The organism is Nostoc sp., assembly GCF_036917675.1.
Classification (GTDB): domain Bacteria; phylum Cyanobacteriota; class Cyanobacteriia; order Cyanobacteriales; family Nostocaceae; genus Nostoc.
The window spans coordinates 49,821-73,985 of the sequence record NZ_JBALCT010000014.1; the positions used below are offsets into that span (position 1 = coordinate 49,821).

Annotated in this window: 29 protein-coding genes; 26 read left to right on the forward strand and 3 right to left on the reverse strand. The window is 42.4% G+C overall.

Annotated features, from left to right (window positions below; all coding sequences use genetic code 11):
- Positions 1-23 precede the first annotated feature (23 nt).
- The 15 genes from rplO (at position 24) to prfA (ending at position 9,483) form a co-directional block, all read left to right on the forward strand.
- Positions 24-467, forward strand: a complete 444-nt coding sequence (rplO, locus tag V7K31_RS03955; protein ID WP_334825521.1) for a 50S ribosomal protein L15 — start codon at positions 24-26, stop codon at positions 465-467.
- Positions 468-541: 74 nt separating this feature from the next.
- Positions 542-1,855, forward strand: coding sequence for a preprotein translocase subunit SecY (gene secY / locus V7K31_RS03960; RefSeq protein WP_335092735.1), 1,314 nt, complete (start codon positions 542-544; stop codon positions 1,853-1,855).
- Positions 1,855-2,409: an adenylate kinase gene (locus V7K31_RS03965; protein WP_335092736.1), complete on the forward strand. Its 555-nt coding sequence runs from the start codon at positions 1,855-1,857 to the stop codon at positions 2,407-2,409. Before secY ends, V7K31_RS03965 begins: the two co-directional genes overlap by 1 nt.
- Before the next feature lie 177 nt (positions 2,410-2,586).
- On the forward strand, positions 2,587-2,811 hold the full coding sequence (gene infA, locus V7K31_RS03970) for a translation initiation factor IF-1 (RefSeq protein WP_006276978.1): 225 nt from the start codon (positions 2,587-2,589) through the stop codon (positions 2,809-2,811).
- Positions 2,812-3,114 (forward strand): translation initiation factor IF-1, encoded by a 303-nt coding sequence (gene infA, locus V7K31_RS03975; protein ID WP_442941206.1) that lies wholly within the window; start codon positions 2,812-2,814, stop codon positions 3,112-3,114.
- 117 nt (positions 3,115-3,231) lie between these two features.
- On the forward strand, positions 3,232-3,345 hold the full coding sequence (rpmJ, locus tag V7K31_RS03980) for a 50S ribosomal protein L36 (RefSeq protein WP_015129703.1): 114 nt from the start codon (positions 3,232-3,234) through the stop codon (positions 3,343-3,345).
- 115 nt (positions 3,346-3,460) lie between these two features.
- Positions 3,461-3,841, forward strand: coding sequence for a 30S ribosomal protein S13 (gene rpsM, locus V7K31_RS03985; protein WP_335092737.1), 381 nt, complete (start codon positions 3,461-3,463; stop codon positions 3,839-3,841).
- A 54-nt stretch (positions 3,842-3,895) separates the two neighbouring features.
- On the forward strand, positions 3,896-4,291 hold the full coding sequence (rpsK, locus tag V7K31_RS03990; protein WP_010998331.1) for a 30S ribosomal protein S11: 396 nt from the start codon (positions 3,896-3,898) through the stop codon (positions 4,289-4,291).
- Positions 4,292-4,681: 390 nt separating this feature from the next.
- Positions 4,682-5,629: a DNA-directed RNA polymerase subunit alpha gene (locus V7K31_RS03995; RefSeq protein ID WP_335092738.1), complete on the forward strand. Its 948-nt coding sequence runs from the start codon at positions 4,682-4,684 to the stop codon at positions 5,627-5,629.
- 32 nt (positions 5,630-5,661) lie between these two features.
- On the forward strand, positions 5,662-6,012 hold the full coding sequence (gene rplQ, locus V7K31_RS04000) for a 50S ribosomal protein L17 (RefSeq protein ID WP_300420150.1): 351 nt from the start codon (positions 5,662-5,664) through the stop codon (positions 6,010-6,012).
- A gap of 74 nt (positions 6,013-6,086) precedes the next feature.
- Positions 6,087-6,911 carry a tRNA pseudouridine(38-40) synthase TruA gene (truA, locus tag V7K31_RS04005; protein WP_335092953.1) on the forward strand — a complete coding sequence of 275 codons (825 nt, stop codon included), beginning with the start codon at positions 6,087-6,089 and terminating at the stop codon, positions 6,909-6,911.
- 146 nt (positions 6,912-7,057) lie between these two features.
- Positions 7,058-7,519, forward strand: coding sequence for a 50S ribosomal protein L13 (gene rplM, locus V7K31_RS04010; RefSeq protein ID WP_334942923.1), 462 nt, complete (start codon positions 7,058-7,060; stop codon positions 7,517-7,519).
- On the forward strand, positions 7,519-7,935 hold the full coding sequence (gene rpsI, locus V7K31_RS04015) for a 30S ribosomal protein S9 (protein ID WP_300420156.1): 417 nt from the start codon (positions 7,519-7,521) through the stop codon (positions 7,933-7,935). The genes rplM and rpsI overlap by 1 nt, the downstream gene beginning before the upstream one ends.
- Positions 7,936-8,038: 103 nt before the next feature.
- Positions 8,039-8,281, forward strand: coding sequence for a 50S ribosomal protein L31 (rpmE, locus tag V7K31_RS04020; RefSeq protein ID WP_334825508.1), 243 nt, complete (start codon positions 8,039-8,041; stop codon positions 8,279-8,281).
- Between the two features lie 104 nt (positions 8,282-8,385).
- Positions 8,386-9,483, forward strand: a complete 1,098-nt coding sequence (gene prfA, locus V7K31_RS04025) for a peptide chain release factor 1 (protein ID WP_334942922.1) — start codon at positions 8,386-8,388, stop codon at positions 9,481-9,483.
- 15 nt (positions 9,484-9,498) lie between these two features.
- Here prfA and V7K31_RS04030 read toward each other — a convergent pair whose 3' ends face one another.
- Positions 9,499-9,939, reverse strand: coding sequence for a hypothetical protein (locus V7K31_RS04030; protein WP_335092739.1), 441 nt, complete (start codon positions 9,937-9,939; stop codon positions 9,499-9,501).
- A 240-nt stretch (positions 9,940-10,179) separates the two neighbouring features.
- On the opposite strand from V7K31_RS04030, the gene V7K31_RS04035 reads away from it, so the two are divergent.
- Entirely contained in the window at positions 10,180-10,542 is a 363-nt protein-coding gene (locus V7K31_RS04035; RefSeq protein ID WP_335092741.1) for a helix-turn-helix domain-containing protein, read from the forward strand.
- A gap of 397 nt (positions 10,543-10,939) precedes the next feature.
- Here V7K31_RS04035 and V7K31_RS04040 read toward each other — a convergent pair whose 3' ends face one another.
- Positions 10,940-11,731 carry a hypothetical protein gene (locus V7K31_RS04040; RefSeq protein ID WP_335092742.1) on the reverse strand — a complete coding sequence of 264 codons (792 nt, stop codon included), beginning with the start codon at positions 11,729-11,731 and terminating at the stop codon, positions 10,940-10,942.
- A gap of 185 nt (positions 11,732-11,916) precedes the next feature.
- On the opposite strand from V7K31_RS04040, the gene V7K31_RS04045 reads away from it, so the two are divergent.
- From V7K31_RS04045 to V7K31_RS04075, 7 genes are all read left to right on the forward strand, one after another.
- Complete coding sequence (locus tag V7K31_RS04045; protein WP_335092743.1) at positions 11,917-12,459, forward strand: hypothetical protein; 543 nt, start codon at positions 11,917-11,919, stop codon at positions 12,457-12,459.
- 34 nt (positions 12,460-12,493) lie between these two features.
- Complete coding sequence (locus tag V7K31_RS04050; protein WP_335092744.1) at positions 12,494-13,363, forward strand: Rpn family recombination-promoting nuclease/putative transposase; 870 nt, start codon at positions 12,494-12,496, stop codon at positions 13,361-13,363.
- 92 nt (positions 13,364-13,455) lie between these two features.
- Positions 13,456-15,141, forward strand: coding sequence for an ABC-F family ATP-binding cassette domain-containing protein (locus V7K31_RS04055; RefSeq protein WP_335092746.1), 1,686 nt, complete (start codon positions 13,456-13,458; stop codon positions 15,139-15,141).
- 220 nt (positions 15,142-15,361) lie between these two features.
- A complete protein-coding gene (gpmI, locus tag V7K31_RS04060; RefSeq protein WP_335092747.1) occupies positions 15,362-16,960 on the forward strand; it encodes a 2,3-bisphosphoglycerate-independent phosphoglycerate mutase in 1,599 nt (532 codons plus the stop codon).
- Positions 16,961-17,124: 164 nt separating this feature from the next.
- Entirely contained in the window at positions 17,125-17,358 is a 234-nt protein-coding gene (gene secG / locus V7K31_RS04065) for a preprotein translocase subunit SecG (RefSeq protein ID WP_292759720.1), read from the forward strand.
- Positions 17,359-17,368: 10 nt separating this feature from the next.
- Positions 17,369-18,202 (forward strand): peptidase, encoded by an 834-nt coding sequence (locus tag V7K31_RS04070; RefSeq protein WP_335092748.1) that lies wholly within the window; start codon positions 17,369-17,371, stop codon positions 18,200-18,202.
- A gap of 364 nt (positions 18,203-18,566) precedes the next feature.
- Positions 18,567-20,159, forward strand: a complete 1,593-nt coding sequence (locus V7K31_RS04075) for an ArnT family glycosyltransferase (RefSeq protein WP_335092749.1) — start codon at positions 18,567-18,569, stop codon at positions 20,157-20,159.
- Here V7K31_RS04075 and V7K31_RS04080 read toward each other — a convergent pair.
- The gene (locus V7K31_RS04080) at positions 20,071-20,394 is read right to left on the reverse strand and encodes a Cfr10I/Bse634I family restriction endonuclease (RefSeq protein ID WP_335092954.1); all 324 of its coding nucleotides are present in this window, start codon (positions 20,392-20,394) and stop codon (positions 20,071-20,073) included. The genes V7K31_RS04075 and V7K31_RS04080 overlap by 89 nt on opposite strands.
- Before the next feature lie 214 nt (positions 20,395-20,608).
- On the opposite strand from V7K31_RS04080, the gene deoC reads away from it, so the two are divergent.
- The 3 genes from deoC to V7K31_RS04095 all read left to right on the forward strand — a co-directional run bounded on the left by deoC (position 20,609) and on the right by V7K31_RS04095 (position 23,955).
- The gene (gene deoC / locus V7K31_RS04085; RefSeq protein ID WP_335092955.1) at positions 20,609-21,289 is read left to right on the forward strand and encodes a deoxyribose-phosphate aldolase; all 681 of its coding nucleotides are present in this window, start codon (positions 20,609-20,611) and stop codon (positions 21,287-21,289) included.
- A 100-nt stretch (positions 21,290-21,389) separates the two neighbouring features.
- A complete protein-coding gene (gene recO / locus V7K31_RS04090; RefSeq protein ID WP_335092750.1) occupies positions 21,390-22,316 on the forward strand; it encodes a DNA repair protein RecO in 927 nt (308 codons plus the stop codon).
- Entirely contained in the window at positions 22,303-23,955 is a 1,653-nt protein-coding gene (locus V7K31_RS04095) for an MFS transporter (protein ID WP_335092956.1), read from the forward strand. The genes recO and V7K31_RS04095 overlap by 14 nt, the downstream gene beginning before the upstream one ends.
- Positions 23,956-24,165 lie beyond the last annotated feature (210 nt).

Below are 24,165 nucleotides of genomic sequence, written 5' to 3' on the forward strand. Positions count from 1 at the left end.
GACAAATGACAACTTGATAACTTATGAGACTCCATGATGTTAAGCCGCAAAAAGGCTCAAAGAAACGCAAAAAGCGTGTAGCCAGAGGTATTTCTGCCGGTCAAGGTGCCAGTGCTGGTCTAGGTATGCGAGGTCAAAAATCTCGGTCTGGTAGTGGTACTAGACCAGGTTTTGAAGGTGGTCAACAGCCATTGTACCGCCGCTTGCCTAAATTGAAGGGCTTTCCGATTGTGAATCAGAAGATTTACACTACGATTAATGTAGAGAAGCTAGCCTCCCTTCCCGCTAATACGGAAGTAACTTTGATTTCCTTGAAAGCCGCAGGTATCCTGACTGCTGTCAAAGGTCCATTGAAAATTTTAGGTAACGGGGAATTGAGCATTCCGCTCAAAGTACAAGCGGCAGCTTTCACAGGTTCAGCTCGTAGCAAAATTGAGGCAGCTGGGGGGAGTTGTGAAGTCTTATGAGTGAGCCGGAACAGCGCACTTAAATGCAAGCCAACTCGCTGTCAGCGCCTGGTTCACTATAAAGGTAGCACTCTATGATCAGTCGAGATAAAGCCCCAACGGCTCAAGAAACTTTTATGCAGATGGCACAGGCAGCTGGGCTGAGAGGTAGGCTGCTTGTCACTGTCGGTATTTTAATTTTAGTTCGCCTGGGCATCTTCTTGCCCGTACCAGGGATTAATAGAGAGCGGTTTCACGAAGCCATATCGGGAAATAATTCCGTATTCGGTTTATTGGATATATTTTCAGGACGCGGACTTTCGACTTTGGGCGTCTTTGCTTTAGGGATTTTGCCCTTCATTAATGCGTCTATTATCATCCAATTGCTCACTGCTGCGATTCCATCTTTAGAAAATTTACAGAAAAATGAAGGCGAAGCGGGGCGGCGGAAAATATCGCAAATTACCCGCTATGTCACTGTATGTTGGGCAATTCTTCAAAGTACAGCTTTTTCGGCATTATTCCTCCAGCAATTCGCCTTAAAGCCAGGTCCGATCTTTGTAGCTGAAACGGCGATCGCTCTGACTGCTGGTTCCATGTTCGTAATGTGGACATCAGAACTAATTACAGAACGTGGGATTGGAAATGGAGCATCTTTGTTGATCTTTGTCAACATTGTCGCGTCATTACCAAAAGCTTTAGGGGATACGATCGATTTGGTGCAAGTCGGCGGTCGGGAAACAGTGGGTCGCGTGATAGTACTGATCTTAGTTTTCCTGGCAACCATTGTTGGTATTGTGGTTGTGCAGGAAGGAATGCGCCGCATCCCGATTATTTCGGCTCGTCGCCAAGTAGGTCGTCGAGTTTTGGCAGAGCAACGTAGCTTTTTACCCTTGCGGCTAAATCAAGGCGGCGTAATGCCAATTATTTTTGCAGCGGCCATCCTCAGTTTGCCAGTGCTGATAGCCAATTTCGCCAAGAATGCCGAATTGGCAAATATAATTAACACTTATCTGAGTCCGAGCGGTTCTAGCTCCTGGGTCTATGCCTTGGTGTACATGATTTCCATCGTTTTCTTCAGCTACTTCTATTCTTCGTTGATTCTCAACCCAGTAGATGTTGCACAAAACTTGAAAAAAATGGGTTCTAGCATTCCTGGCATTCGTCCCGGTAAGGCGACTAGTGAGTATATTGAGCGCGTATCAAACCGACTCACTTTTTTGGGTGCGATCTTTTTGGGACTGGTCGCTATTATTCCAACCGGTGTGGAAAGTGCTTTAGGAGTACCCACCTTTAAAGGATTGGGTGCTACCTCTCTATTAATTCTAGTTGGTGTGGCGATTGATACGGCAAGACAAATCCAAACCTACGTGATATCTCAGCGCTATGAAGGAATGGTGAAACAATAGTGACGCGACTAATCTTCTTGGGACCACCTGGAGCTGGTAAAGGAACACAAGCTCAAACCTTGGCTGAACACTTGAATATTCCCCATGTTTCTACAGGTGAAATATTAAGGCAAGCCATGAAAGAGCAAACTGTTTTGGGAATCAAGGCTCAAAACTATGTAAATAGCGGTGAGTTAGTACCCGATCAGCTAGTGCAGGACTTGGTACAGGAGCGCCTCAGTCAACCAGATGCAGGAAATGGTTGGATTCTTGATGGTTTTCCCCGCAAAGTGACGCAAGCTGCTTTTTTAGAAGAATTGCTGGAAACAATACATCAAAGTGGCGAAAGGGTAGTCAATCTAGATGCACCAGATGAAGTTGTGATCGCACGTTTGCTAGCTAGAGGACGAAAAGATGATACCGAAGAGGTGATTCGTCGTCGGTTAGAAGTGTACCGCACTGAAACTGCACCTTTAATTGATTATTACGGCGATCGCCAAAAACTTTTAACAGTAAATGGCGATCAGTCCCAAGAAGATGTCACTGGTGAACTCCAAAAGGTAATCGCTTCCTGAAAAGTAGGGGGAGTAGAGAGATCACTACTCCCCACTCACTACTCCCCTCTACCAAGGAGCAGAGCAATTTTAGCTAAGATATATTAATAAACTGTTGATATATTTCTTAAAATGTGTTTTTTTGCAGATGAAGCGCTGCAACTGAACACGAAATTGTTGAGTTGAGGAAAAAACAAATTGTCTAAACAAGATTTGATTGAGATGGAAGGCACGGTTACAGAGTCCTTGCCCAATGCGATGTTTCGCGTTGACTTGGACAATGGCTTTAACGTGCTAGCACACATTTCCGGTAAGATTCGCCGAAATTATATCAAGATTTTGCCCGGCGATCGCGTCAAGGTGGAGTTGACTCCCTACGACTTGACTAAAGGCAGAATCACCTATCGCTTGCGTAAGAAGTAAATGCAACTAAAATCTTCATCGGAGGTAAGTAAATTATTGAGTCAGCCAGAAGGGATTCAAGTGGAAGGCAGCGTTACAGAGTTATTACCTCGTGACAGCTTTCTAGTTAAACGCGATGATGGCTCAATCTTAAAAAATGCTCAGAAGTTCCGAGTTCAATTAGACAATGGGGATTCCGTCTTGGCATATCTTCCCGTGAACCGTCAATCTACCAAGATTTTACCCGGCGATCACGTCAAGGTAGAGTTAACTCATTACGACTTGACCAAAGGCAGAATTACCTATCGACTACGAAAGAAGTAACTATATGTAGACGATTTTACCATAAAACCATTTTTTTGACTCTTTACTAGTCAATTTAGTGGATTAATTTCCCTAGAAATGCTATGATTTTATATTTGGAGTCAAAGAATAAAAGGCATGAAAGTTAGAGCCTCAGTCAAGAAAATCTGTGAAAAGTGTAACGTGATCAAACGTCGTGGTCGCGTCATGGTGATCTGCGTGAACCCCAAGCACAAACAACGTCAAGGCTAACGCTCTTACCAACAGAGCCAGATGTAACACGCATATCATCATTAAAACGAAAAGACGCGATTAATCACGTTTTTCCAACCAACAGTAATTGCGAGAACAATAGGGAGAGTTCATTGTGGCACGTATTGCCGGAGTAGACCTTCCACGCGATAAGCGCGTCGAGATCGGTCTGACTTACATCTACGGAATTGGATTATCGCGCTCTCAAGAAATTATAGCGGCTACTGGTGTGAACCCAGACACCCGCGTTAAGGACTTAAGTGATGCCGATGTGACAGCCCTGCGAGGGGAAATAGAAAGTAACTATCAAATTGAAGGGGACTTGCGGCGCTGGGAGTCTCTGAACATCAAGCGCCTAGTTGACATTGGTACCTACAGAGGGCGTCGTCATCGCATGGGCTTACCAGTCAGAGGACAAAGAACCCGCACAAATGCCAGAACCCGTCGAGGGAGAAGGCAGACAGTGGCTGGGAAGAAGAAGGCTCCAGGGAAATAATTTTGCAACGCTTGCTAATCCGAGCAGGTTTTACCTTAAATCAACTAAACAAGTATGGCGAGACAACCAACTAAAAAATCCGGGAGCAAGAAGCAGAAACGGAATGTACCCAATGGGATGGCCTACATCCAGTCTACTTTCAACAATAGCATTGTCACCATTACCGATCAAAATGGAGATGTCATCTCCTGGGCTAGCGCTGGTTCTAGCGGTTTTAAGGGAGCAAAAAAGGGAACTCCCTTTGCAGCGCAAACTGCTGCTGAAAGTGCAGCCCGTCGAGCCATTGATCAAGGAATGCGCCAAATTGAGGTAATGGTCAGTGGGCCAGGAGCAGGTAGAGAAACCGCTATTCGGGCACTTCAAGGGGCAGGACTGGAAATTACACTCATTCGGGATATTACGCCGATTCCTCACAATGGTTGTCGTCCACCTAAGCGCCGTCGAGTTTAAACACCAAGACTTGTGCGGTGAGGACGAGAAGTTACTTGCAATGACCAGTTGGGCGTTTAACGTGCAAACTGTCATTGGGTGAAAGCTTGGGCGACCAGAAGCCTGTCAGATTTTCCCGCAGGGAAAGCTGTTAAACTTCGGGCTACCCAAAATATTATCAATCAATTTTGGATTTTAGATTTGCGATTTTAGATTGATCCCGACCACAAGGATGGATGGCTTCGTGGATTTTAAGTTGATGATTTAAGATTTGTTCCGCCGACAAGAGGCGGAGCATGAACCAAAGAAGCACAATCCCAAATCCCAAATTCAAAATCGAAAATTGGCAGTCAATTCAGGAGGCAATTGATTTGTCTGCTAGCAGCACCTTAGAAAAAGGGAGGCTCATCCGTGGCGCAGTTTCAAATTGAATGTGTAGAGTCGAATACCGAAGAAAGTCGGAACCATTACAGTAAATTTGTTTTGGAACCTCTAGATCGCGGTCAAGGAACAACTGTTGGCAACGCACTGCGGCGGGTTTTACTCTCTAATCTAGAGGGTACGGCAGTTACAGCAGTGAGGATTGAAAAAGTCTCACATGAGTTTGCCACAGTTCCGGGCGTGCGGGAAGATGTGCTGGAAATCCTCATGAAAATGAAGGAAGTTATCCTGAAAAACTATTCTTCGCAACCCCAGATTGGTAGATTACTTGTAAACGGCCCAGCAACAGTCACTGCGGCGCATTTTGATTTGCCCAGTGAAGTAGAAGTCATCGATCCGACCCAGTATGTAGCCACCATCGCTGAGGGTGGAAAGCTGGAAATGGAATTTCGGATCGAGAAAGGCAAAGGCTATCGCACCGTAGAGCGAGGACGTGAGGAAGCCACATCGTTGGATTTTCTCCAAATTGACTCGATATTTATGCCGGTGCGAAAAGTCAACTATAGTGTTGAAGAATCTCGTGGGGAAGGCTTGATTCCAAAAGACCGACTGCTGTTGGAAGTTTGGACAAATGGTAGTATTTCCCCCCAAGAAGCACTATCTTCGGCCGCTGGGATCTTGGTAGATTTATTCAACCCGTTGAAAGACATCTCCCTAGAACCAACAGACACAGGTTCCGACATTCCAGACGACCCAACTGCCCAGATACCCATCGAAGAGTTGCAACTTTCTGTGCGGGCATATAACTGTCTCAAACGGGCACAAGTTAACTCTGTGGCAGATTTGTTGGATTATACCCAAGAAGACCTCTTAGAAATTAAGAACTTTGGGCAGAAGTCAGCAGAAGAGGTTGTGGAAGCTTTGCAGCGACGCTTGGGCATAACCCTGCCAATGGAAAGAGGCTCTAAACACCCTTAATAAAAACCGTTCATAATTCATAGTGCATAATTATGCGTCACCGTTGCCGCGTCAAAAAACTCAGTAAACCCGCCGATCAACGCCGTGCTTTACTGCGATCGCTCGCCACCGAGCTGATCCGTCATGGTAAGATCACCACCACTTTAATTAGAGCGAAAGTTCTGCGAAGTAAAGTGGAAAAAATGATTACCCTAGCCAAAAACGGCTCCTTAGCAGCACGCCGCGAAGCCCTTGGCTATATCTTCGACAAACAACTGGTTCACGCTCTATTTGAGCAAGCTCCGACTCGATATGGCGATCGCCAGGGGGGTTATACCCGCATCCTGCATACCGTACCGCGTCGGGGTGATAATGCCAAAATGGCAATAATTGAATTGGTTTAAGTCATTAGTCATTGGTCATTAGTCATTGGTTATTCACAAATGACACAGGACAAATGACAAAAGACAAAATCTGTATGTTAGAAAGCCACCAGCCTACACAAATTCATCGAGTAGCCTTGGTAATCCAATACCTGGGCACTCATTTTCATGGCTGGCAACGGCAAAAAAAACAGCGGACAGTTCAAGAAGAGATCGAAACAGCGATCGCTACTATTCTTGGGCATCATGTAACATTACACGGTGCCGGGCGAACTGATTCAGGGGTTCACGCTGCTGCTCAAGTCGCCCATTTTGAAGCTACAAGTCTGATTCCAGCTCACAAGTGGGCAACAATCCTCAACAGCTATCTGCCGTCAGATATATTAATCAGGGCTTCAGCGAGTGTAGATAACCGTTGGCACGCTCGCTTTAGTGCAGCCTATCGACGGTATCGCTACACAATATATACTGAAGATCGCCTTAACTTGTTTGTAAGACCCTTCAGTTGGCATTATTATTATGCACCCCTGGATGAATCCTTAATCCAAGCTGCCCTGAAACCTCTGTTGGGAAAGCATCACTTAGCTGCTTTTCACCGTGCAGGCTCCAAGCGATCGCATTCCTGGGTAGAGGTGCAAGCAGTAGAGTGTCGTCGCAGTGGGCCATTTATCCATATTGAAATACAGGCAGATGGATTTTTGTATGGCATGGTACGGCTGTTGGTAGGGATGTTGGTACAAGTAGGTTCTGGACAACGGACACTTTCTAGCTTCACCGAACTCTGGAAAGAACAACGCCGGGAAGAAGTGAAATACGCCGCACCGCCCCAAGGCTTATGCTTGTTGCGAGTCGGCTATCCAGATTTTCCTTTTCCCAAAGAGATTTGGTACGACACCTTGCCAAAGTTCGTCACTAGTTAAGAGTCATTAGTCATTGGTCATTAGTCATTGGTCATTAGTCGTTGGTCATTAGTGAATAACAAAGGACAAATGATAAAAGACAAATAACAAATGATAAAAGACAAATGACTAATGACAAATTAAAAATGACAAAGGATAAATGACAAATGACAACGAGTAAAACATACCTTCCTTCTCAAGCATCCCTTGAGCATGAGTGGTACATAGTAGATGCCACCGATCAACGCCTCGGTCGCCTTGCCAGCGAAATCGCCCAGATATTGAGAGGCAAAAAGAAACCGGAATATACACCCCACCTTGATACAGGTGACTTCGTAATCGTCATCAATGCCGAGAAAGTCGCAGTCACAGGCAAAAAGCGTACTCAAAAGCTTTACCGTCGCCATTCTGGTCGTCCCGGTGGAATGAAAACGGAAACTTTCGCTAAACTCCAACAGCGCATACCAGAGCGGATTTTAGAACAGGCTGTTAAAGGTATGCTACCTAAAAATAGCCTGGGTAAGCAGTTGTTCACCAAGCTGAAAGTCTACGCTGGTCCCACGCATCCCCATGATGCTCAAAAACCTAAAGAACTACAAATTAGTACAATTCCTGGAGAAGAAAATTAATGGTAGTAGCAGACGCCAATAGCGGTCGCGCCGTATACTGGGGTACTGGTCGTCGTAAGACCTCAGTAGCTCGGGTACGCCTGGTTCCAGGTACGGGTCAACTGACAGTGAACGGTAAAGATGGAAACTTGTATTTCCAATTTAACGCCAACTACCTGGGAGTGATCAAAGCACCCCTGGAAACTCTGGGACTAGAAAACGAATATGACATTTTGGTGAAAGCAGAAGGCGGCGGCTTGACCGGACAGGCTGATTCTGTTCGCTTGGGAGTTGCTCGTGCTTTGTGCCAACTAGACCCAGACAACCGCCCACCTTTGAAAACCGAAGGTTATTTGACTCGCGATCCGAGGGCAAAAGAACGGAAGAAATATGGTTTACATAAAGCCCGGAAAGCACCTCAGTATTCTAAGCGTTAGGGCATTGGGCATTGGGCATGGGGCATCTCCCCTACTCTCCAATCCCTAGCTTCAATTGAACGCTGAAAGTTATAATTTATATAGATTCATCCCACAAAAAACAATGGCTAAATCTGATATTCATCCCAAATGGTATCCAGATGCTAAAGTTTACTGCAATGGTCAAGTTGTTATGACCATTGGCTCTACCAAGCCAGAATTGCACGTAGATGTTTGGTCTGGAAATCACCCATTTTACACAGGTACTCAGAAGATTATTGACACTGAGGGTCGAGTGGAGCGTTTCCTCCGCAAGTACGGCATGAGCAGCACTCAAACATCTGGCGACGAACAAAACAAAAAGTAGCGGGTTGGCTCTGCTGTTAACGACGGCCCTGCATCAGCTGGGTCGATTGTCATTTATATGCTCGAGCCAATTTGTTATTTTTTTAAGGAGCGATCGCACTCGTCATGGCTGAATCATACTTACTGGACAAACTAAAATCCGTTGAACAAACTTTTAATGAATTAACACGTCGTCTTGGCGACCCCGATACCGCTAGCAACCCTGATGAATATCAAGAAATTGCTAAGTCTCGTTCTTCTTTGGAAGAGGTAGTTGATACCTATGAAATTTGGAAAACAGCCCAAGAAGACTTGATAGGAGCGCGTCAGGTTCACAAAGAATCTGCGAGTGACCCTGAGTTGCAAGAAATGGCAACACTGGAAGTAAAGGAACTTGAGGCAAAAATAGAATATTTAGAGACTCGCTTGAAAGTCTTGCTGTTACCACGCGACCCCAATGATGAAAAGAATATCATGTTGGAAATTCGCGCTGGCACTGGTGGCGATGAAGCAAGTATTTGGGCTGGCGATTTGATGCAGATGTACACCCGCTATGCCCAGACTCAAGGTTGGAAAGTTTCTCTAGTAAGCGAATCTCGAGGAGAAATGGGTGGCTGGAAAGAGGTCATTCTAGAAATTAAAGGTAATGACGTTTACAGCCAGTTAAAGTTTGAAGCTGGAGTGCATCGTGTGCAGCGCGTGCCGGCAACTGAATCTGGGGGACGGGTTCATACTTCCACAGCTACCGTGGCGATTATGCCAGAGGTGGATGAAGTGGAAATTCACATTGACCCGAAAGATATTGAAATGACCACAGCTCGTTCTGGCGGTGCTGGTGGGCAAAACGTCAACAAGGTGGAAACAGCCGCCGACTTGATGCACAAACCAACAGGAATTCGCATTTTCTGTACAGAAGAACGCAGCCAGTTGCAGAACAAAGAACGGGCGATGCAAATTCTGCGGGCGAAGTTGTATGAGATCAAGTTACGCGAACAACAAGAAGTTGTAACTTCCATGCGGCGATCGCAGGTTGGTACTGGATCGCGATCGGAAAAAATTCGCACCTATAATTATAAAGATAACCGGGCTACCGATCACCGCTTAGGTCAGAATTATTCCCTTAACCCTGTTTTGGATGGTGATTTAGAGACGCTTATCCAGTCTTGTATATCTCTAGACCAACAGGAACGTCTCGCGGAGTTAGCAACTTCTGCTGCTAACTAATTTTTGTTGTTAAAATTACTGTAAAACCACTTGTTGTACTGTTGCTTTTAACACATACAGGTGGTTTTCTAATATCGCGTGGAGTGCATCTTCCATTTGACTGGGATAATGGTAATATGCAAATTCGTAGTTCATGACGTAATTTAGCTTCGCCCATTCCTTGAGGGTTTGACAGGTATAAATTAGCTTTTGGGCTTCTTCTTGCCAACGCGCAAAAATCCGGTAGCTAAAAAAGCTGCTGCATATATTGCCTTTTGCATCCCAGTAGGAAATGCACACCTGATGCTTCAGACGGTGGATTTTTTTGATTTGCTTAACATCATAACCTTTGGCTTTTAAAGCTTCTTTGGTTTCTGCCTCAGAAATGTTCCACTGTTCTGGTTTAATTTTATTAGTGGTTATAAGGTTTTTACCTTTGCGGCGATATTGATTAATTTTGCGTGGCTTGCGAAACATGATGCACCTTCGATATTATTTCTTCGCAGCAAAGTCTAGCTACTAGTACAAGCGCTGTAGCAAACTAAGTTTTTTAGGTTGATTAAAGATAGATGGGCTAGTCTACTAGCTTGATGCCTGTAGTTGCCGATTTACAACCAGAGATATAGTTTAGTACTAAAACACAAGGCTGTCAATATAAAAGTAAACTTGTAATATTGAAACTAAACTTGTAAATACAGTCGGTTAGCTATACAAGCAGTGAACATCGAAAGCAAACAAAAACTGATTGAAATTATTAAACTAGCTCGCGGTTCAATGAGTCAGCGAGCGTTTGGTAAGCTTTTGGGAGTATCTGCTACTGCTGTTCAGATGTGGGAAAAAGGTGTGAAAGTGCCAGATACGGAAAATTTGGCTCAAATAGCATCGAAAGCAGGCTACACAATGGAAGAGTTAATCAGCTGCATAGATGGTAAGCCAATTCCAGAAACTTCCGATTTGAGTCTGATTCTGAGACAAATCCAGCACATGCCTCTGGCACAAGTGGCTCAAATTGTGCAAGCTGCGGCAGATAGATTGGCGGCTGTGGCTGAAGCGTCTGGGGATGAAGTAAAAGCAAGTTGAATATTTGTTCAGGATTGAATTTAAATCATTAAATTAGCTGACAATTCAGGCTATGTAGGAAAGCCCACGGAAAACCTAACCTCCTAACCCCCTTCCCGACGCTCTAAGGGGGAAAATTCAAATTTAAGCTACGATGTACACACAAGTCTTTGGTGAGGCAATTTACGGTTAAGTCTCATAGCCCCTAAAAAACCTCACCCTGGTTTTGCTTGTGCAAAACCTGTCCCTCTCCTTAGTAAGGAGAGGGATTAAAGATAGGACAGGGTGAGGTTTTTCTTCTGTTTTAGGTAATCGGATAACTTGTGTCTACACCGTAGCCTTTTAGGAGAGAGATTTAAAGAGAGGTTTTCCAGATACTGTCAAAAGTCAGATCAAACTAGCTCGTGGTCTATTGCTGTCAAGATTCATCCTCAATTATTTTGAATAGTTTATGTCCATACTTTTTACTTCTTAAATCTTGCAATAATTCTTGCACTGTTTTTCCTAGCATTAAATTTTCTGATACTACACAAGCTTTTAATACTTTTTCAATTGCCTGTGAAGCTGGAAAGATTATAAATTGGTAATTTCTGGTATTTTTTAACGCAACGATAGCAAGATTTAAATCCTCAATAGAAAAACGAATAAAATCTATTATTTCAATAGACAAATAGAAATTATTCTTGAGTTCATCAGGGATTACAAGGAAATTATTTTCGCTACTTTTCCTTTGATCACGATACTGAACAACATCTTCTAGATATTTCACAGCTAATAATTTTTTTCTCCCGCATTTAAACGAATTTTGTAAATATTCAATTTCTACTTCTGTTAAATCTTGTTTGACTATTTGCGGTAAATCTGTGCAGTCGATGATATTGCAACATTCAGTTTTTTCGGGATATCTAAAGTAATAAATATTATCTTGCAGTAAAAACGGAGTTTCTTTGATATTTAAATATTCAGGTGTTATTTTAAATCCATAATTTTCTTGATACCAATTATCAACTTGAAATGTAGAAAGAAATCTTTCTAATTCCTCATTGCTTAATGGAGTAAATTCATTGTTTATGAATCTGTCTTTTAAATTATTTATATCAGGACATAATTCACCTTCTACTAGACCAATTCTGTCAGCAACAGGTTTTTTCTGAGTTCTTAACTTGTAATCTATTTTCGCTATCCGAGCATTTATATCATCTGTATTCATTCTAAATACTTAACATATATAAAGTTATAAAATAGGTTTAATTAGATAATCTTATAGGATCTACAATACTATAACTTGAATCAGAATATTGAGTCAAGGATAGTATCAGATTAAGTATACTTAGCGAGAATAAAACTAGATTACTATATTTGTCCAAAATATCACCAGTGGCAGTTAACGAATAAATGGTTTTAAAATGGTGCAATCTGAAAATATTTGTTGGTGCAGCTATGTCGCTACGCAATGAGCCTTTAGATTGGCAAGTCCAAACGAATAATCCTTATATACCAATTTATCATCAAGGTGATTTGGTGGGATTTTTTAAACCAGAATATGCCAGTGAAGTTATTAAATTTTTAAACGAAGAAGAAATTTTAAAGAAAGCACTAAAAATGGCTTGTACTGATTTAATTAAAAAAATGGGCGGCGATACGAATAAAGTCAATTATTTAATGGAAAAATATGTAAAAACTAGCGAACGCCCGAAGCATGGAACTAGAGCGATCGCAGTTTTACTTGATGATAGGCAAAAAGAACTTGACTTGAGTAACCAGGAGTTTGCTAAATTCTGCCATACCTTTAAATTATCTCCCACTGAACTGAATAATATTTATGCTGGAGAAGCATTTGATGATAGTTTATTAGCGCCACTTTCACGTATATTAGGGATGGCAAAAGAGCAATTGCTGAAAGTGCGAGATGGTTCTGAAGAAGCAAGTAACACATGAACAGCAAATCACAATTTAAAATTGATATAAAAATGTGAAAACAGACATCATCTTTTATCGCCTGTTTCAAGAATTCCCTGATATTTTCTTTGAACTTATTGGTAATCCTCCAGAAGAAGCTAGTCTTTATCAATTTTCATCAGTTGAAATCAAACAAACAGCCTTCAGAATCGATGGTGTATTTCTGCCTACACAAGGAAGCAAGAACCAGATTTATTTTCTGGAAGTGCAATTTCAAGCCGATGGAGAAATTTATTCACGGCTATTTGCAGAAATATGTTTATACCTGTGTCAGAACAAACCACAAAATAACTGGAGTGCTGTAGTTTTATACCCAAACAGAAGTGTAGATACAGGAGATATCAAACATTACCATGAGTTTTTCACAAGTGGGCGCGTCAGACGGATTTATCTTGATGAATTAGGTGAGGCTGCATTGCTTCCAATTGGCATTGCAACTGCTAAATTATTAATTGCAACCGACGACATAGCGATCGCACAAGCAAGGGTGTTGATAGACAGAACCAAGTCAGAGATAAGCTCACCACTAAAACAGCAGCAATTATTACAATTTGTAGAGACTATTTTGGCTTACAAGTTTCCCACAATGAGTAGAGAGGAGATGGAAGAAATGTTTGGCTTAAGCGAGTTAAAGCAAACCAGATTTTATCAGGAAGCCTTTCAGGAAGGTGTTGAACAAGGTGAGGTTAGAGGTGAGCTTAAAGGTAAACTAAAAGCAGTACCAGCAATGTTGGCAGCAGGGTTGACTGTAGAACAAGTAGCAGAGGCGTTAGATTTGAGTATCAAAGAAGTCAGACAAGTAACACAAAGTCAGCCTTCAGAGGGATGTGGTAAATTTTATCATCACTCAAGTAAAATTTGGTTTGCAGTTCCCCAGACTTGATCACGACGAATTTATAGTTAATTTTTGTTAATATTAGAAGCGGTGTTAGTACTTCGTCCTCAACCACCCACTCCCTACCTGAGAGAAACTTAATGCTGCGACTAGAACATATAAGTAAAATTTATCCCACAGGCGAAGTTCTCAAAGATATCAACTGGGAAGTTAAACCAGGCGATCGCATTGGCTTAGTCGGTGTCAACGGTGCTGGAAAATCCACCCAACTCAAAATCATCTCTGGGGAAATTGAACCCACTGCTGGCGAAATCATCCGTCCTAATAGCTTACACATAGCCTACCTCAACCAAGAGTTTGAAGTAGACCCCACCCGCACCGTTAGAGAAGAATTTTGGACTGTCTTCAAAGAAGCCAACGAAGTACAGTTATCTCTGGCGCATGTGCCACAAGAGATGGAAACGGCTAACCCAGAGGAACTGGATCGACTGATCGACAAGTTGGATCGCTTGCAGCGCAAATTTGAAGCCTTGGATGGCTACAACTTAGATGCACGCATCGGGAAAATCCTACCAGAGATGGGGTTTGGGTTAGAAGATGGCGATCGCCTCGTGAGCGCCTTTAGTGGTGGTTGGCAAATGCGGATGAGTTTAGGAAAAATTCTGCTGCAAAAACCCGACTTGTTATTACTGGATGAACCGACTAACCACTTGGATTTAGAAACCATTGAGTGGTTGGAAAATTACCTCAAAGGGCTAATTACGCCGATGGTAATAGTCTCCCATGATCGGGAATTCCTTGACCGCCTCTGCACCCAAGTTGTGGAAACTGAACGTGGCGTTTCCGCAACCTACCTTGGTAACTACTCAGCATATTTGTCACAAAAAGCCGAAAATCAATCAGCACAACTTAGCGCTTACGAACGCCAGCAGAAAGAATTAGAGAAACAGCAAACCTTTGTTGATAGATTTCGCGCCAGTGCTACCCGTAGTACCCAGGCAAAAAGCCGAGAAAAGCAACTCGACAAAATTGAGCGCATTGAAGCACCCATTGGTGGGATGAGAACTCTACACTTCCGTTTTCCTCCTGCACCCCGCAGTGGACGCGAGGTAGTGGAAATTAAAGATTTAACTCATCTTTATGGTGATAAGATCCTGTTTTTGGCAGCAAATCTCCTCATTGAAAGGGGCGATCGCATTGCATTTATTGGCCCAAACGGTGCTGGGAAATCTACCCTTCTGCGCGTAATTATGGGTATGGAACCACCCACAGAAGGTAGCGTTAAATTAGGCGATCACAATGTTCTTCCTGGCTACTTTGAGCAAAATCAAGCTGAAGCTTTAGATTTGAAGAAAACTGTCATGGAAACTATCCATGATGAAGTTCCCGACTGGGATAATCAAGAAGTCCGCACACTTTTGGGACGCTTCTTATTTACTGGTGATACTGTATTTAAAGCAGTTGGGGCATTAAGTGGAGGAGAAAAAGCTCGTCTGGCGTTGGCAAAAATGCTTTTACGTCCCGCGAACTTACTAATTTTAGATGAGCCGACAAACCACCTTGATATTCCAGCTAAAGAAATGCTGGAAGAAGCGCTCAAAAATTATGATGGTACAGCAATTGTAGTTTCGCACGATCGCTACTTTATTTCTGAGGTAGCTAACAAAATCGTAGAAATTCGTGATGGTGAATTCCGCGTTTACTTAGGAGATTATCATTACTATCTCCAGAAAATTGCCGAAGAAAAAGAACAAGCAAAATTAGCTGCAATAGAAGCCGAAAAAGCTGCTAAAAAAGCCGCAAAAGCTTCCACAAAAAGGAAATGAAGAGTTGGATACTGCCTTAGTAGTAGTGCTGAAGCACTACTACTAAGTAATAACTCCTTATTAGCGTTCAAAAACATCACAGGAAAATTACTAAAATTTAAAAATCTTTCAAAAAACTGTAAGTCCTTGATAAAAGAAGTTAATAAGCAAAAATTCACTTGCGGCGTGGATTAGCAATGGTATCATTCGGGTATTACAAACAGTAAAGGGCAATTTTACTATGACCAAAGCACCTGTTGCTCCTGTGGTGCTAGTCATTTTAGACGGATGGGGCTACTGCGACCAAACGCGAGGAAACGCTATTCTTGCTGCTAAAACTCCCATCATGGACAGTTTATGGGCAGCTTACCCGCATACCCTCATCCACACATCAGGAAAAGCCGTAGGGTTGCCAGAGGGTCAAATGGGCAACTCGGAAGTTGGTCATTTGAACATTGGTGCTGGGCGAGTGGTACCACAAGAACTTGTACGCATCTCTGATGCGGTCGAAGACGGTTCTATTGCCTTAAACCCAGCACTTGTCAAAATTTGCCAGGAAGTTCGTTCTCGGAATAGCAAGCTACATCTAGTCGGGCTTTGTTCTGAGGGAGGGGTACATTCGCATATCACCCATCTATTCGGACTACTTGACTTAGCTAAAGACCAGCGAATTCCAGAAGTTTGTATCCACGCCATCACCGATGGTCGTGACACCGCCCCAACAGAGGGTGTAAAAGCAATCACACTGCTGCAAGATTATATAGACCGCGCCGGAATTGGGCGCATAGTCACCCTCAGCGGTCGCTACTACGCGATGGATCGCGATCACCGCTGGGATCGGGTCAAACGCGCCTATGATGTGATCACCCAAGATGGTGTGGGTGACGATCGCACAGCTGTGGAAATCTTACAAGCATCTTACGCCGAAGGGGTAAAAGATGAATTTGTCAACCCAATTAGAATTGCTCCCGGCGCAATCGAACCAGGGGATGGGGTGATATTTTTCAACTTCCGCCCCGATCGCGCCAGACAACTAACTCAAGCTTTGGTCAGTCCCAAATTTAACGGTTTTGAAAGACAGCAAATCACACCGCTATCTTTTGTCACCTTTACGCAGTATGATTCAGATTTACCCGTGGCTGTAGCCTTTGAGCCTCAGAATCTCAGTAATATTCTGGGAGAAGTCATAGCCAATCATGGTCTGAATCAGTTCCGCACCGCCGAAACAGAAAAATACGCCCACGTCACCTATTTCTTTAATGGGGGTCTGGAGGAACCTTTTGCTGGAGAAGATCGGGAACTGGTAAGTAGCCCAATGGTAGCGACTTACGATCACGCCCCAGCGATGTCAGCAGCAGCAGTTACAGATGTTGCGATCGCTGGAATTCAAAAGGGTACGTATTCCCTAGTTGTGATTAACTATGCCAACCCAGACATGGTAGGGCATACTGGTCAAATCGAAGCTACGATTACAGCAGTTGAAATAGTTGATCGCTTTTTGGGACGCTTGTTAGAGAGCGTGATCAAAGCCGGCGGTACAACAATTATTACTGCCGATCACGGCAACGCTGAGTATATGCTAGATAATGGGGGTAATCCCTGGACAGCCCATACCACTAATCCAGTCCCCTTCATCTTGGTGGAAGGAGAGAAAGTCAAAATCCCTGGATATGGCACAAATGTCGAACTGCGAAGCGGTGGCAAACTATCCGACATCGCCCCCACAATTCTAGAGATTTTACAGCTGCCTCAGCCACCAGAAATGACAGGGCGATCGCTGCTGAAAACAGCAGAATATGATCTGCAACGCACTCGCACCCCCGTGCAAATAGGGCTGTAAAGAAGTTAGGAGTGAAAAAGAGTTAGGAGTTAAGAGTCAGAAGTGATGAATTAAAACTTTCCTAACTCCTAACTCCTGTACAGACGCGATTAATCGCGTCTCTCCTAACTCCCGACCCTAACTCTCTGTTTTAAAATTTGTTTGTTATAAATGAGATTTCTACCATGATAGCTACTAATATTGTGCAAGGCATTTGGGCATTTTCTGCCACTGGTTTGATTATCTTGGTTTTACTGCATAGCCCCAAAGGTGATGGCATTGGAGCCATTGGCGGACAAGCCCAGCTATTTAGCAGCGCTAAGAGTGCAGAAAACACCTTAAACCGAATTACTTGGGCATTGACAGTAATTTTTCTCGGTTTAACAGTAGTTTTAAGTGCTGGTTGGCTGCCTAAATAAGGATAGGTAAATGGGGAAAATAACCCAACACCCAATACTTAATACCCTAATAAATTTAATTTCACGACGGTTAATTACAGCTCTTGCCTTGTTTATTGGCACAGGGCTGTTAATCATTTTTACTAATCTCCAGTCGAGTCATGGGTTTACAAAAATACCAAATTATGTATATTCAGACTTAATAATTTCTCTCCCCACCTCATCTCCCCCAAAACCCCATCCCTTACCGCCCACACTCGCACAGTGGCAAGATAGCACTAATAGTGGTGACTACTTTTCCCAAGTCAGAACAACCCAAGTTGGTTATTTAGTCTGGTCACAATTTCCGGTTCGAGTTTACGTAGAACCACCAAAAGCCGTCAGTGAAAAACAAGCTCAAGCATGGGTTCAGAGCGTCTTGCAGGGTGTACAAGAGTGGGGTACTTATTTACCTTTGACAATAGTCGAACAGCCAGAAGTTGCTGATATTACGATTGTGCGAAAAGCGCCACCTCTACAAATTTCCCCTGGTAGTAATATACCTCGTGCGCGATCGGCACAAACTACTTACGAGTTATACACCAGCAACAAAGTTTTATCCCACCGCTTCACCATCTTGCTAAGTCCCAGTCAAACAGGTGAGTATATCCAAGCAGCAGCCCGCCACGAATTCGGACACGCTTTGGGAATTTGGGGTCATAGTCCGCTACAAACTGATGCTTTATACTTTTCCCAAGTTCGTAACCCGTCGCCTATTTCTGTAAGAGATGTAAATACCCTAAAGCGGGTTTATGAACAGCCAACCACTTTGGGATGGTCTTTAGTTTATGTAGGGAGCAATGCGATTTTGTTAGATGGACTTTAATTCTCAATTAAAGAGCTAGATTCTCAATAAAAAAACTTATTTGGTTGCGATGCCTGCGGCGGGCTGCGCCTACGCACTCCTAAATAGGTGATTTAGCACCGGAATTTTAAGCACCTCACAAAATCGCATTGCTCCCGTTACCACTTTCGTCTTTAGTGTTGCAGTTTGTAGATGCTGGTTTATCATAGTCTGCTTTTACACTTCTACACTCAGCCGTATTATCTCGTACTTTTTTTCAGAAATCAAATAGGATTACTATATTAGATTCCTGATAAAATCTGACTTATAACCGGAGCTTCTGTGTCTCAGACTCCGCTGCTGAGTGGTGAATTCTTATGATTCTTATATAAGAGGGTACTCAAGAATGTTCTTCTACTTACTAAATTTTTTCAGCAATAAAAGGCTGATTTTCATCATTTCTGCTTTGCTACTATGTATATTTGTTGCTCATCTGTTTGATCTAGACAGTATACCTGCTGGTTTTTACCAAGATGAAAGTTCTATTGCATATAACGCGGCTTTGATCGCTCAAACAGGGAAAGATGAGTACAATATTCGTTTTCCTATTTATTTCAAATCTTTTGGAGATTATAAGGCTCCAATTTATATTTATACTGTTGCCTTAATTTTTAAGTTATTGGGAGTTTCAGAATTTAATTCCAGACTTGCAAGTTTCATCTTCTACATTCTTGCTTTAATCTTTACGTTTTTCTTAATCAGAATAATCTTTAAGAAAAATTTCTTAATGGAAATATATATTCTTCTTACATTTGGGTTTTTGCCACATTTCTTCACTATATCTAGAATTTCTTTTGAGGTGATTTCTCAATTAGCATCAATCTCTCTCGTAGTACTCTTAGTCAAATTAACATTTCACGCTAAAACGGGGCAAATCTGGTGGCTCAATTCCCTATTTTGTGGTTTAATTTTAGGTGTTTCACTCTACAGTTACCCAACGGCGCGTCTTTTAACACCCTTAATGCTGATATCTCTCTGGGTAGTTTACTTCCAAAAGAAAAATATTCAAAAACTGGCTTTGATCACTATCGGTTTTATAGGTACTTTAATTCCTTATATTACATTTGCAGTTAATAACCCAGGTGCTTTATCTGCTCGATTTCAAACAATTACATATCTTTATAGCTCTATATCACCAACCAAAAAAATCTCAATATTTTTGTACAACTACTTGCGATATTTGTCACCAGATTTTTTGACCAAGTATGGGGATAGTAATTTAAGGCATTCAACTGGATATGGAGGTGTGATTTTTTCAATCACCTTTTTTCTTTTTTTAATAGGATTAATTTATGTGTTTTATTACATGAAAGTATTCAGTAGGTTTAATATTTTTTTATTAATTAATATGATGCTTTCACCTATAGCAGGATCATTAACTGCCAATGGCGTACCACATGCTCTTAGAGGTATACTACTAAGTTATTATATTTTAATTTTTTCTTGCTATGGGTTCCAATTGATACTTTCAATAAAAGGATATCATAGCAGAAAAATAATGATTATATCTACCTATATTATTCTCTCCCTAGAAATAATTGGTTACACTTGTAATTATTTTATAGATTATGCTCCTAAGAGTATTGAAGCGATGGAAAGCTTTAACTTTAAAAAGTCACTTCAAACGGCTATAGATCAGTCACCAGAAGAAATTTTATTTGCACCATATTATTTTTCACATGAGAAAGCTCATTTAAAGTTCTACTCATACTTGATTAAAAATCCTCATAATATACCTGTTAAAATTATTCATCTTGATGAATCAGTTCCTAAGTTAGAAAATAGATGCTTGCTATACTATACTCGAAGCGAATCTAAAGTCAGTAAATTTCCCTATTCATTTACCGAGTTTAGAAGTGAAATGGAAATGAGCAAAATTCAAAAGTTACTAAATATACATCCTCCCAATGCGAGAACAAGAGTAAGGTGTTTTCAGTAGAACGCAAATTTTCAATTGAACAACGGCCTCTAATTGTTTCGTTTTCGATCCAGTTTAAAATTTCACTAACTGATAAGTTTTGAGCGAGTTTAGTCACTATCTGCGAAGATAAATTTCTGTAGATAGCTCTACTATTGATACGAAATTTACCATTTGATATTTGTGTAAACCCTACCGTATCATTAAACATTTTTTTTTCAGATAAGTAAGAGGAGGATTTCTGGCAGATAAACATTCTTGCCAAGAAGATTTTACCTTCCTAACCTTACTACTGCCTAATGTCAACTTAAATACTTACAGTAATTCCGCGACATCTACAAAGCCCACATCCAAGAGAAGCCAGCAGCTTGTTTTCAGGATAAACTAGTAATAAATATGGTTTAATACATATATAAGAAATGTTTTAATTTTTTATATAGTTTAATAATCAATTAGTGGCAGAAGACACGATGGCAGCAGACTATCCAGATATTGATATTGCGCCATTTATCGATCACGCCCTGCTAACGCCAACGGCTACTCCAGAGCAGGTTGAGCAGTGGTGTGAAGAAGCATACAGATTCAATTTTGCGGCAGTTTGCTTGTACCCCGCCTATGTCAAACAAGCAGTCGAACTCCTCCACGGCAAGAACCCGAAAGTCTGTACGGTGATTGGCTTTCCCTCTGGCGCAACGACTTCAGCAGTGAAACTATATGAGGCTCAAGAAGCGGCGGATAGTGGGGCTACTGAGTTGGATGTGGTAATGAACTTGGGCTGGTTGAAAGCTGGTAAAACTGAAGAAGTCCACCGAGAAATTGCCGAAATTTGTGAAGAGACTGGGCAAACTGTCAAGGTAATTTTGGAAATCAACCTGTTGACAGATGCGGAGAAAAAAATAGCTGCGGAAATAGCTATGGAGGCGGGAGCGGCATTCTTAAAAACTAGTACAGGTTTGAATGGCGGTGCAACAGTGGCAGATGTGCGACTTTTGCATGAATTGGCCAAAGATAGGGTGGGAATTAAAGCTTCGGGTGGTATCCGCACTATCCATCAAGCCTTAGACTTAATTGTAGCGGGTGCTACTAGATTAGGCACATCTCGCGGTATGGATTTGCTCCGCCAACGCGATAACCTGGGAAAGGGTGAATAGAATAGTCATTTGTCATTTGTCATTTGTCATTTGTCATTTGTTCTAAGCTAATGACCCTTGACTAATGACTAATAACTAGTGACTAATGACTTAAGAACTAATGAGTAGAACCTACAAAGCAACTGGTATTAATCTTAAAACCCAGGCGTTGGGAGAATCGGATAAAATAGTGACGATTTTGACACCGGAGTTCGGTCTGATTCGAGCAGTGGCTCCAGGGGCACGTAAGCACAACTCCAGCCTGGGCGGCAGGAGTGGGATGTTCGTTGTGAATGAACTATTGATTGCGAAAGGGCGATCGCTTGATAAAATTACCCAAGCACAGACGTTAAAAACTTATCCTGGTTTAGCTAAAGATTTGGGAAAATTGGCTGCCAGTCAGTATTTAGCAGAAATAGTCCTGTGTCAAGCTTTGAGCGAACAACCCCAAGAAGAACTTTATGAGTTGTTCAATGAACATCTCCATCGGTTGGAGGCGGCCTCTAGTGCAAATCCATCTGGGGTTTTGGCTCATCTGGCTCATGGGGTGTTTCACCTTTTAGCTTTAGCAGGACTGACGCCGCAAGTACAAGTCTGCTGCCTATCTGGGCGCTCCCTCAAGCCAGACTTTACAGACCCCAACTGTCAAATAGGATTTAGCATCCCTGCGGGTGGAACGGTTTGCTTAGAAGCTTGGAAAAATTTACGAAGAGAGGGGCAGAGGAGCAGCAAAGCAGGGGAGCAGGAGGAGATTAATAACCAATTCCCAATGCCCAATGCCCCATTCCCAATGCCCCATGCCCAAACAATTGTTGTGCATCGGCAAGAAATACCTGTGATTTCTAGTCGTCTGGGTGCTATGGAACTGGCTTTGCTTCAACATCTGTCACAACCAGAGATAATGCAAATTGATGGTGCTAAAGATCATCACTGGTTATCTGTTGAGCAGATTTTACGCCAGTATGCTCAATATCAATTAGGTCGCCCTATTCGCTCTGCTACCTTGATCGACTCTTATTTTGCTGCCAACCATGATGCAACCGTCTGATTTGGATAAAAAAATCCTGCCTTTGTCACCAAGCCTGGTCAAAAAACCGAATAGGGCATTAGATCCTACAGTCAGGAATCACTTGAGTGCCGTTTCCAAGTCTACACCTGATCAAATTAATGGCCAAGAAATATCTCCAAAAGACGTATCTAAAAACGATCAAAGTTGGACAGAGGAGATCCCAAAAACTGATGTTCCAAGTCAATCGGAAACACAATCTGAGGACAAATTAACCGTTGCTGAGGTAGATAGCAACGGCACTCGCAACGGGCAGAGTTTGCCATTAGCCACTATCGCAGAAAAAGAACCACCGAAATTAGATGGGTCTGGTTCAGGTGGAGAAACTGTTTCGGGGAATGTAACACAGCAGGGGTTTTTGCCTGTATTAAAGAACCCTAATTTCCTGGCTCTTTGGGGTGGTCAAGTTTTCTCCCAACTAGCAGATAAAGTTTATTTGGTGCTGATGATTGCTTTGATTAATACTCAGTTTCAAGCTAGTAATCAGAGTATTAGTGGTTGGGTATCAGTCTTGATGATGGCTTTTACTATTCCAGCAGTATTGTTTGGTTCCGTTGCTGGCGTGTTTGTCGATCGCTGGTCGAAAAAAGCTGTGCTGGTGGCAACTAATGTTTGGCGCGGCATCCTGGTTTTTTCAATTCCCTTCCTGCTGTGGTTGACTCATGATTGGAAACCCATAGGAGCGCTGCCAGTAGGTTTTATAATCATCCTGGGTGTAACTTTTTTAGTTTCGACTTTGACGCAGTTTTTTGCCCCGGCAGAACAGGCGGCAATTCCTTTGATCGTAGAAGAACAGCATTTGCTCTCGGCAAATTCGCTTTACACGACAACGATGATGGCATCGGTGATTGTTGGGTTTGCCGTAGGAGAACCGTTGTTAGCGATCGCCGATGGACTTTGGCTGCAAATTGGTGGTAATGGTAGTTTGGGTAAGGAACTTTTAGTCGGTGGTAGTTATGCGATCGCTGGACTAATTTTATTCCTCCTAGCAACTAAGGAAAAACACCACGACCCCGATACAGAATTCCCTCACGTATTGTCTGACTTGCGGGATGGTTTTGCCTACCTCAAAGCAAATCATCGCATCCGTAATGCTTTGCTTCAGCTCATTATCTTGTTTTCTGTCTTTGCAGCATTAACAGTTCTAGCCGTTCGCATGGCAGAAATAATTCCCAACATGAAAGCCTCCCAGTTCGGCTTTTTACTAGCAGCAGGCGGTGTTGGCATCGCTGCGGGAGCAACAATTCTCGGTCAATTTGGTCAACGCTTCTCCTATACCCAATTAAGTCTGTATGGTTCTATGGGCATGGCAGCATCCCTGATTGGTCTATCAGTATTTACAACCCAACTGTGGCTAGTATTGTTACTGGTGGCGCTATTAGGTATCTTTGGGGCGCTAGTGGGAATTCCCATGCAAACAGCGATCCAAACAGAAACACCTCCAGAAATGCGTGGTAAAGTTTTTGGCTTACAGAACAATGTAATTAATATTGCCCTCTCCTTACCTTTGGCATTAGCTGGTGTAGCAGAAACCTTTCTGGGATTACGAGTGGTTTTTTTGGGACTAGCAGCGATCGTCTTTTCAGGAGGTATATTAACCTGGTATAACTCACATAAGTAGTTAGTTATTATTCATTACCTGGAAGTAATTACTAATTTCCTTAAAGCTTTTGTGTTCATGGTAAACTGTCGTCAGTGAAAATTTATCACATACTTGGGGGATATCAATCTGACATTAGTCAGAATAAGTTGTTTAAATATCAGAAATTAACAGCTTATAAGTAAAATAAATCCATAAATCCACTGGTTTAATCAGCTTAAAATAGGCTTT

What these genes read in the sequence shown, in the direction of transcription:
- V7K31_RS04095 (WP_335092956.1), top strand. Translation starts at nt 22,303, where the DNA reads ATGCAACCGTCTGATTTGGATAAAAAAATCCTGCCTTTGTCACCAAGC.
- rpsK (WP_010998331.1), top strand. Translation starts at nt 3,896, where the DNA reads ATGGCGAGACAACCAACTAAAAAATCCGGGAGCAAGAAGCAGAAACGG.
- rpmJ (WP_015129703.1), top strand. Translation starts at nt 3,232, where the DNA reads ATGAAAGTTAGAGCCTCAGTCAAGAAAATCTGTGAAAAGTGTAACGTG.
- truA (WP_335092953.1), top strand. Translation starts at nt 6,087, where the DNA reads ATGTTAGAAAGCCACCAGCCTACACAAATTCATCGAGTAGCCTTGGTA.
- gpmI (WP_335092747.1), top strand. Translation starts at nt 15,362, where the DNA reads ATGACCAAAGCACCTGTTGCTCCTGTGGTGCTAGTCATTTTAGACGGA.
- rpmE (WP_334825508.1), top strand. Translation starts at nt 8,039, where the DNA reads ATGGCTAAATCTGATATTCATCCCAAATGGTATCCAGATGCTAAAGTT.
- deoC (WP_335092955.1), top strand. Translation starts at nt 20,609, where the DNA reads ATGGCAGCAGACTATCCAGATATTGATATTGCGCCATTTATCGATCAC.
- rplO (WP_334825521.1), top strand. Translation starts at nt 24, where the DNA reads ATGAGACTCCATGATGTTAAGCCGCAAAAAGGCTCAAAGAAACGCAAA.
- recO (WP_335092750.1), top strand. Translation starts at nt 21,390, where the DNA reads ATGAGTAGAACCTACAAAGCAACTGGTATTAATCTTAAAACCCAGGCG.
- secG (WP_292759720.1), top strand. Translation starts at nt 17,125, where the DNA reads ATGATAGCTACTAATATTGTGCAAGGCATTTGGGCATTTTCTGCCACT.
- infA (WP_442941206.1), top strand. Translation starts at nt 2,812, where the DNA reads ATGCAACTAAAATCTTCATCGGAGGTAAGTAAATTATTGAGTCAGCCA.
- rplM (WP_334942923.1), top strand. Translation starts at nt 7,058, where the DNA reads ATGACAACGAGTAAAACATACCTTCCTTCTCAAGCATCCCTTGAGCAT.
- rplQ (WP_300420150.1), top strand. Translation starts at nt 5,662, where the DNA reads ATGCGTCACCGTTGCCGCGTCAAAAAACTCAGTAAACCCGCCGATCAA.
- V7K31_RS04040 (WP_335092742.1), bottom strand. Translation starts at nt 11,731, where the DNA reads ATGAATACAGATGATATAAATGCTCGGATAGCGAAAATAGATTACAAG.
- V7K31_RS04075 (WP_335092749.1), top strand. Translation starts at nt 18,567, where the DNA reads ATGTTCTTCTACTTACTAAATTTTTTCAGCAATAAAAGGCTGATTTTC.
- prfA (WP_334942922.1), top strand. Translation starts at nt 8,386, where the DNA reads ATGGCTGAATCATACTTACTGGACAAACTAAAATCCGTTGAACAAACT.
- V7K31_RS04030 (WP_335092739.1), bottom strand. Translation starts at nt 9,939, where the DNA reads ATGTTTCGCAAGCCACGCAAAATTAATCAATATCGCCGCAAAGGTAAA.
- V7K31_RS04070 (WP_335092748.1), top strand. Translation starts at nt 17,369, where the DNA reads ATGGGGAAAATAACCCAACACCCAATACTTAATACCCTAATAAATTTA.
- V7K31_RS04055 (WP_335092746.1), top strand. Translation starts at nt 13,456, where the DNA reads ATGCTGCGACTAGAACATATAAGTAAAATTTATCCCACAGGCGAAGTT.
- secY (WP_335092735.1), top strand. Translation starts at nt 542, where the DNA reads ATGATCAGTCGAGATAAAGCCCCAACGGCTCAAGAAACTTTTATGCAG.
- V7K31_RS04045 (WP_335092743.1), top strand. Translation starts at nt 11,917, where the DNA reads ATGGTTTTAAAATGGTGCAATCTGAAAATATTTGTTGGTGCAGCTATG.
- rpsI (WP_300420156.1), top strand. Translation starts at nt 7,519, where the DNA reads ATGGTAGTAGCAGACGCCAATAGCGGTCGCGCCGTATACTGGGGTACT.
- V7K31_RS04080 (WP_335092954.1), bottom strand. Translation starts at nt 20,394, where the DNA reads ATGTTTATCTGCCAGAAATCCTCCTCTTACTTATCTGAAAAAAAAATG.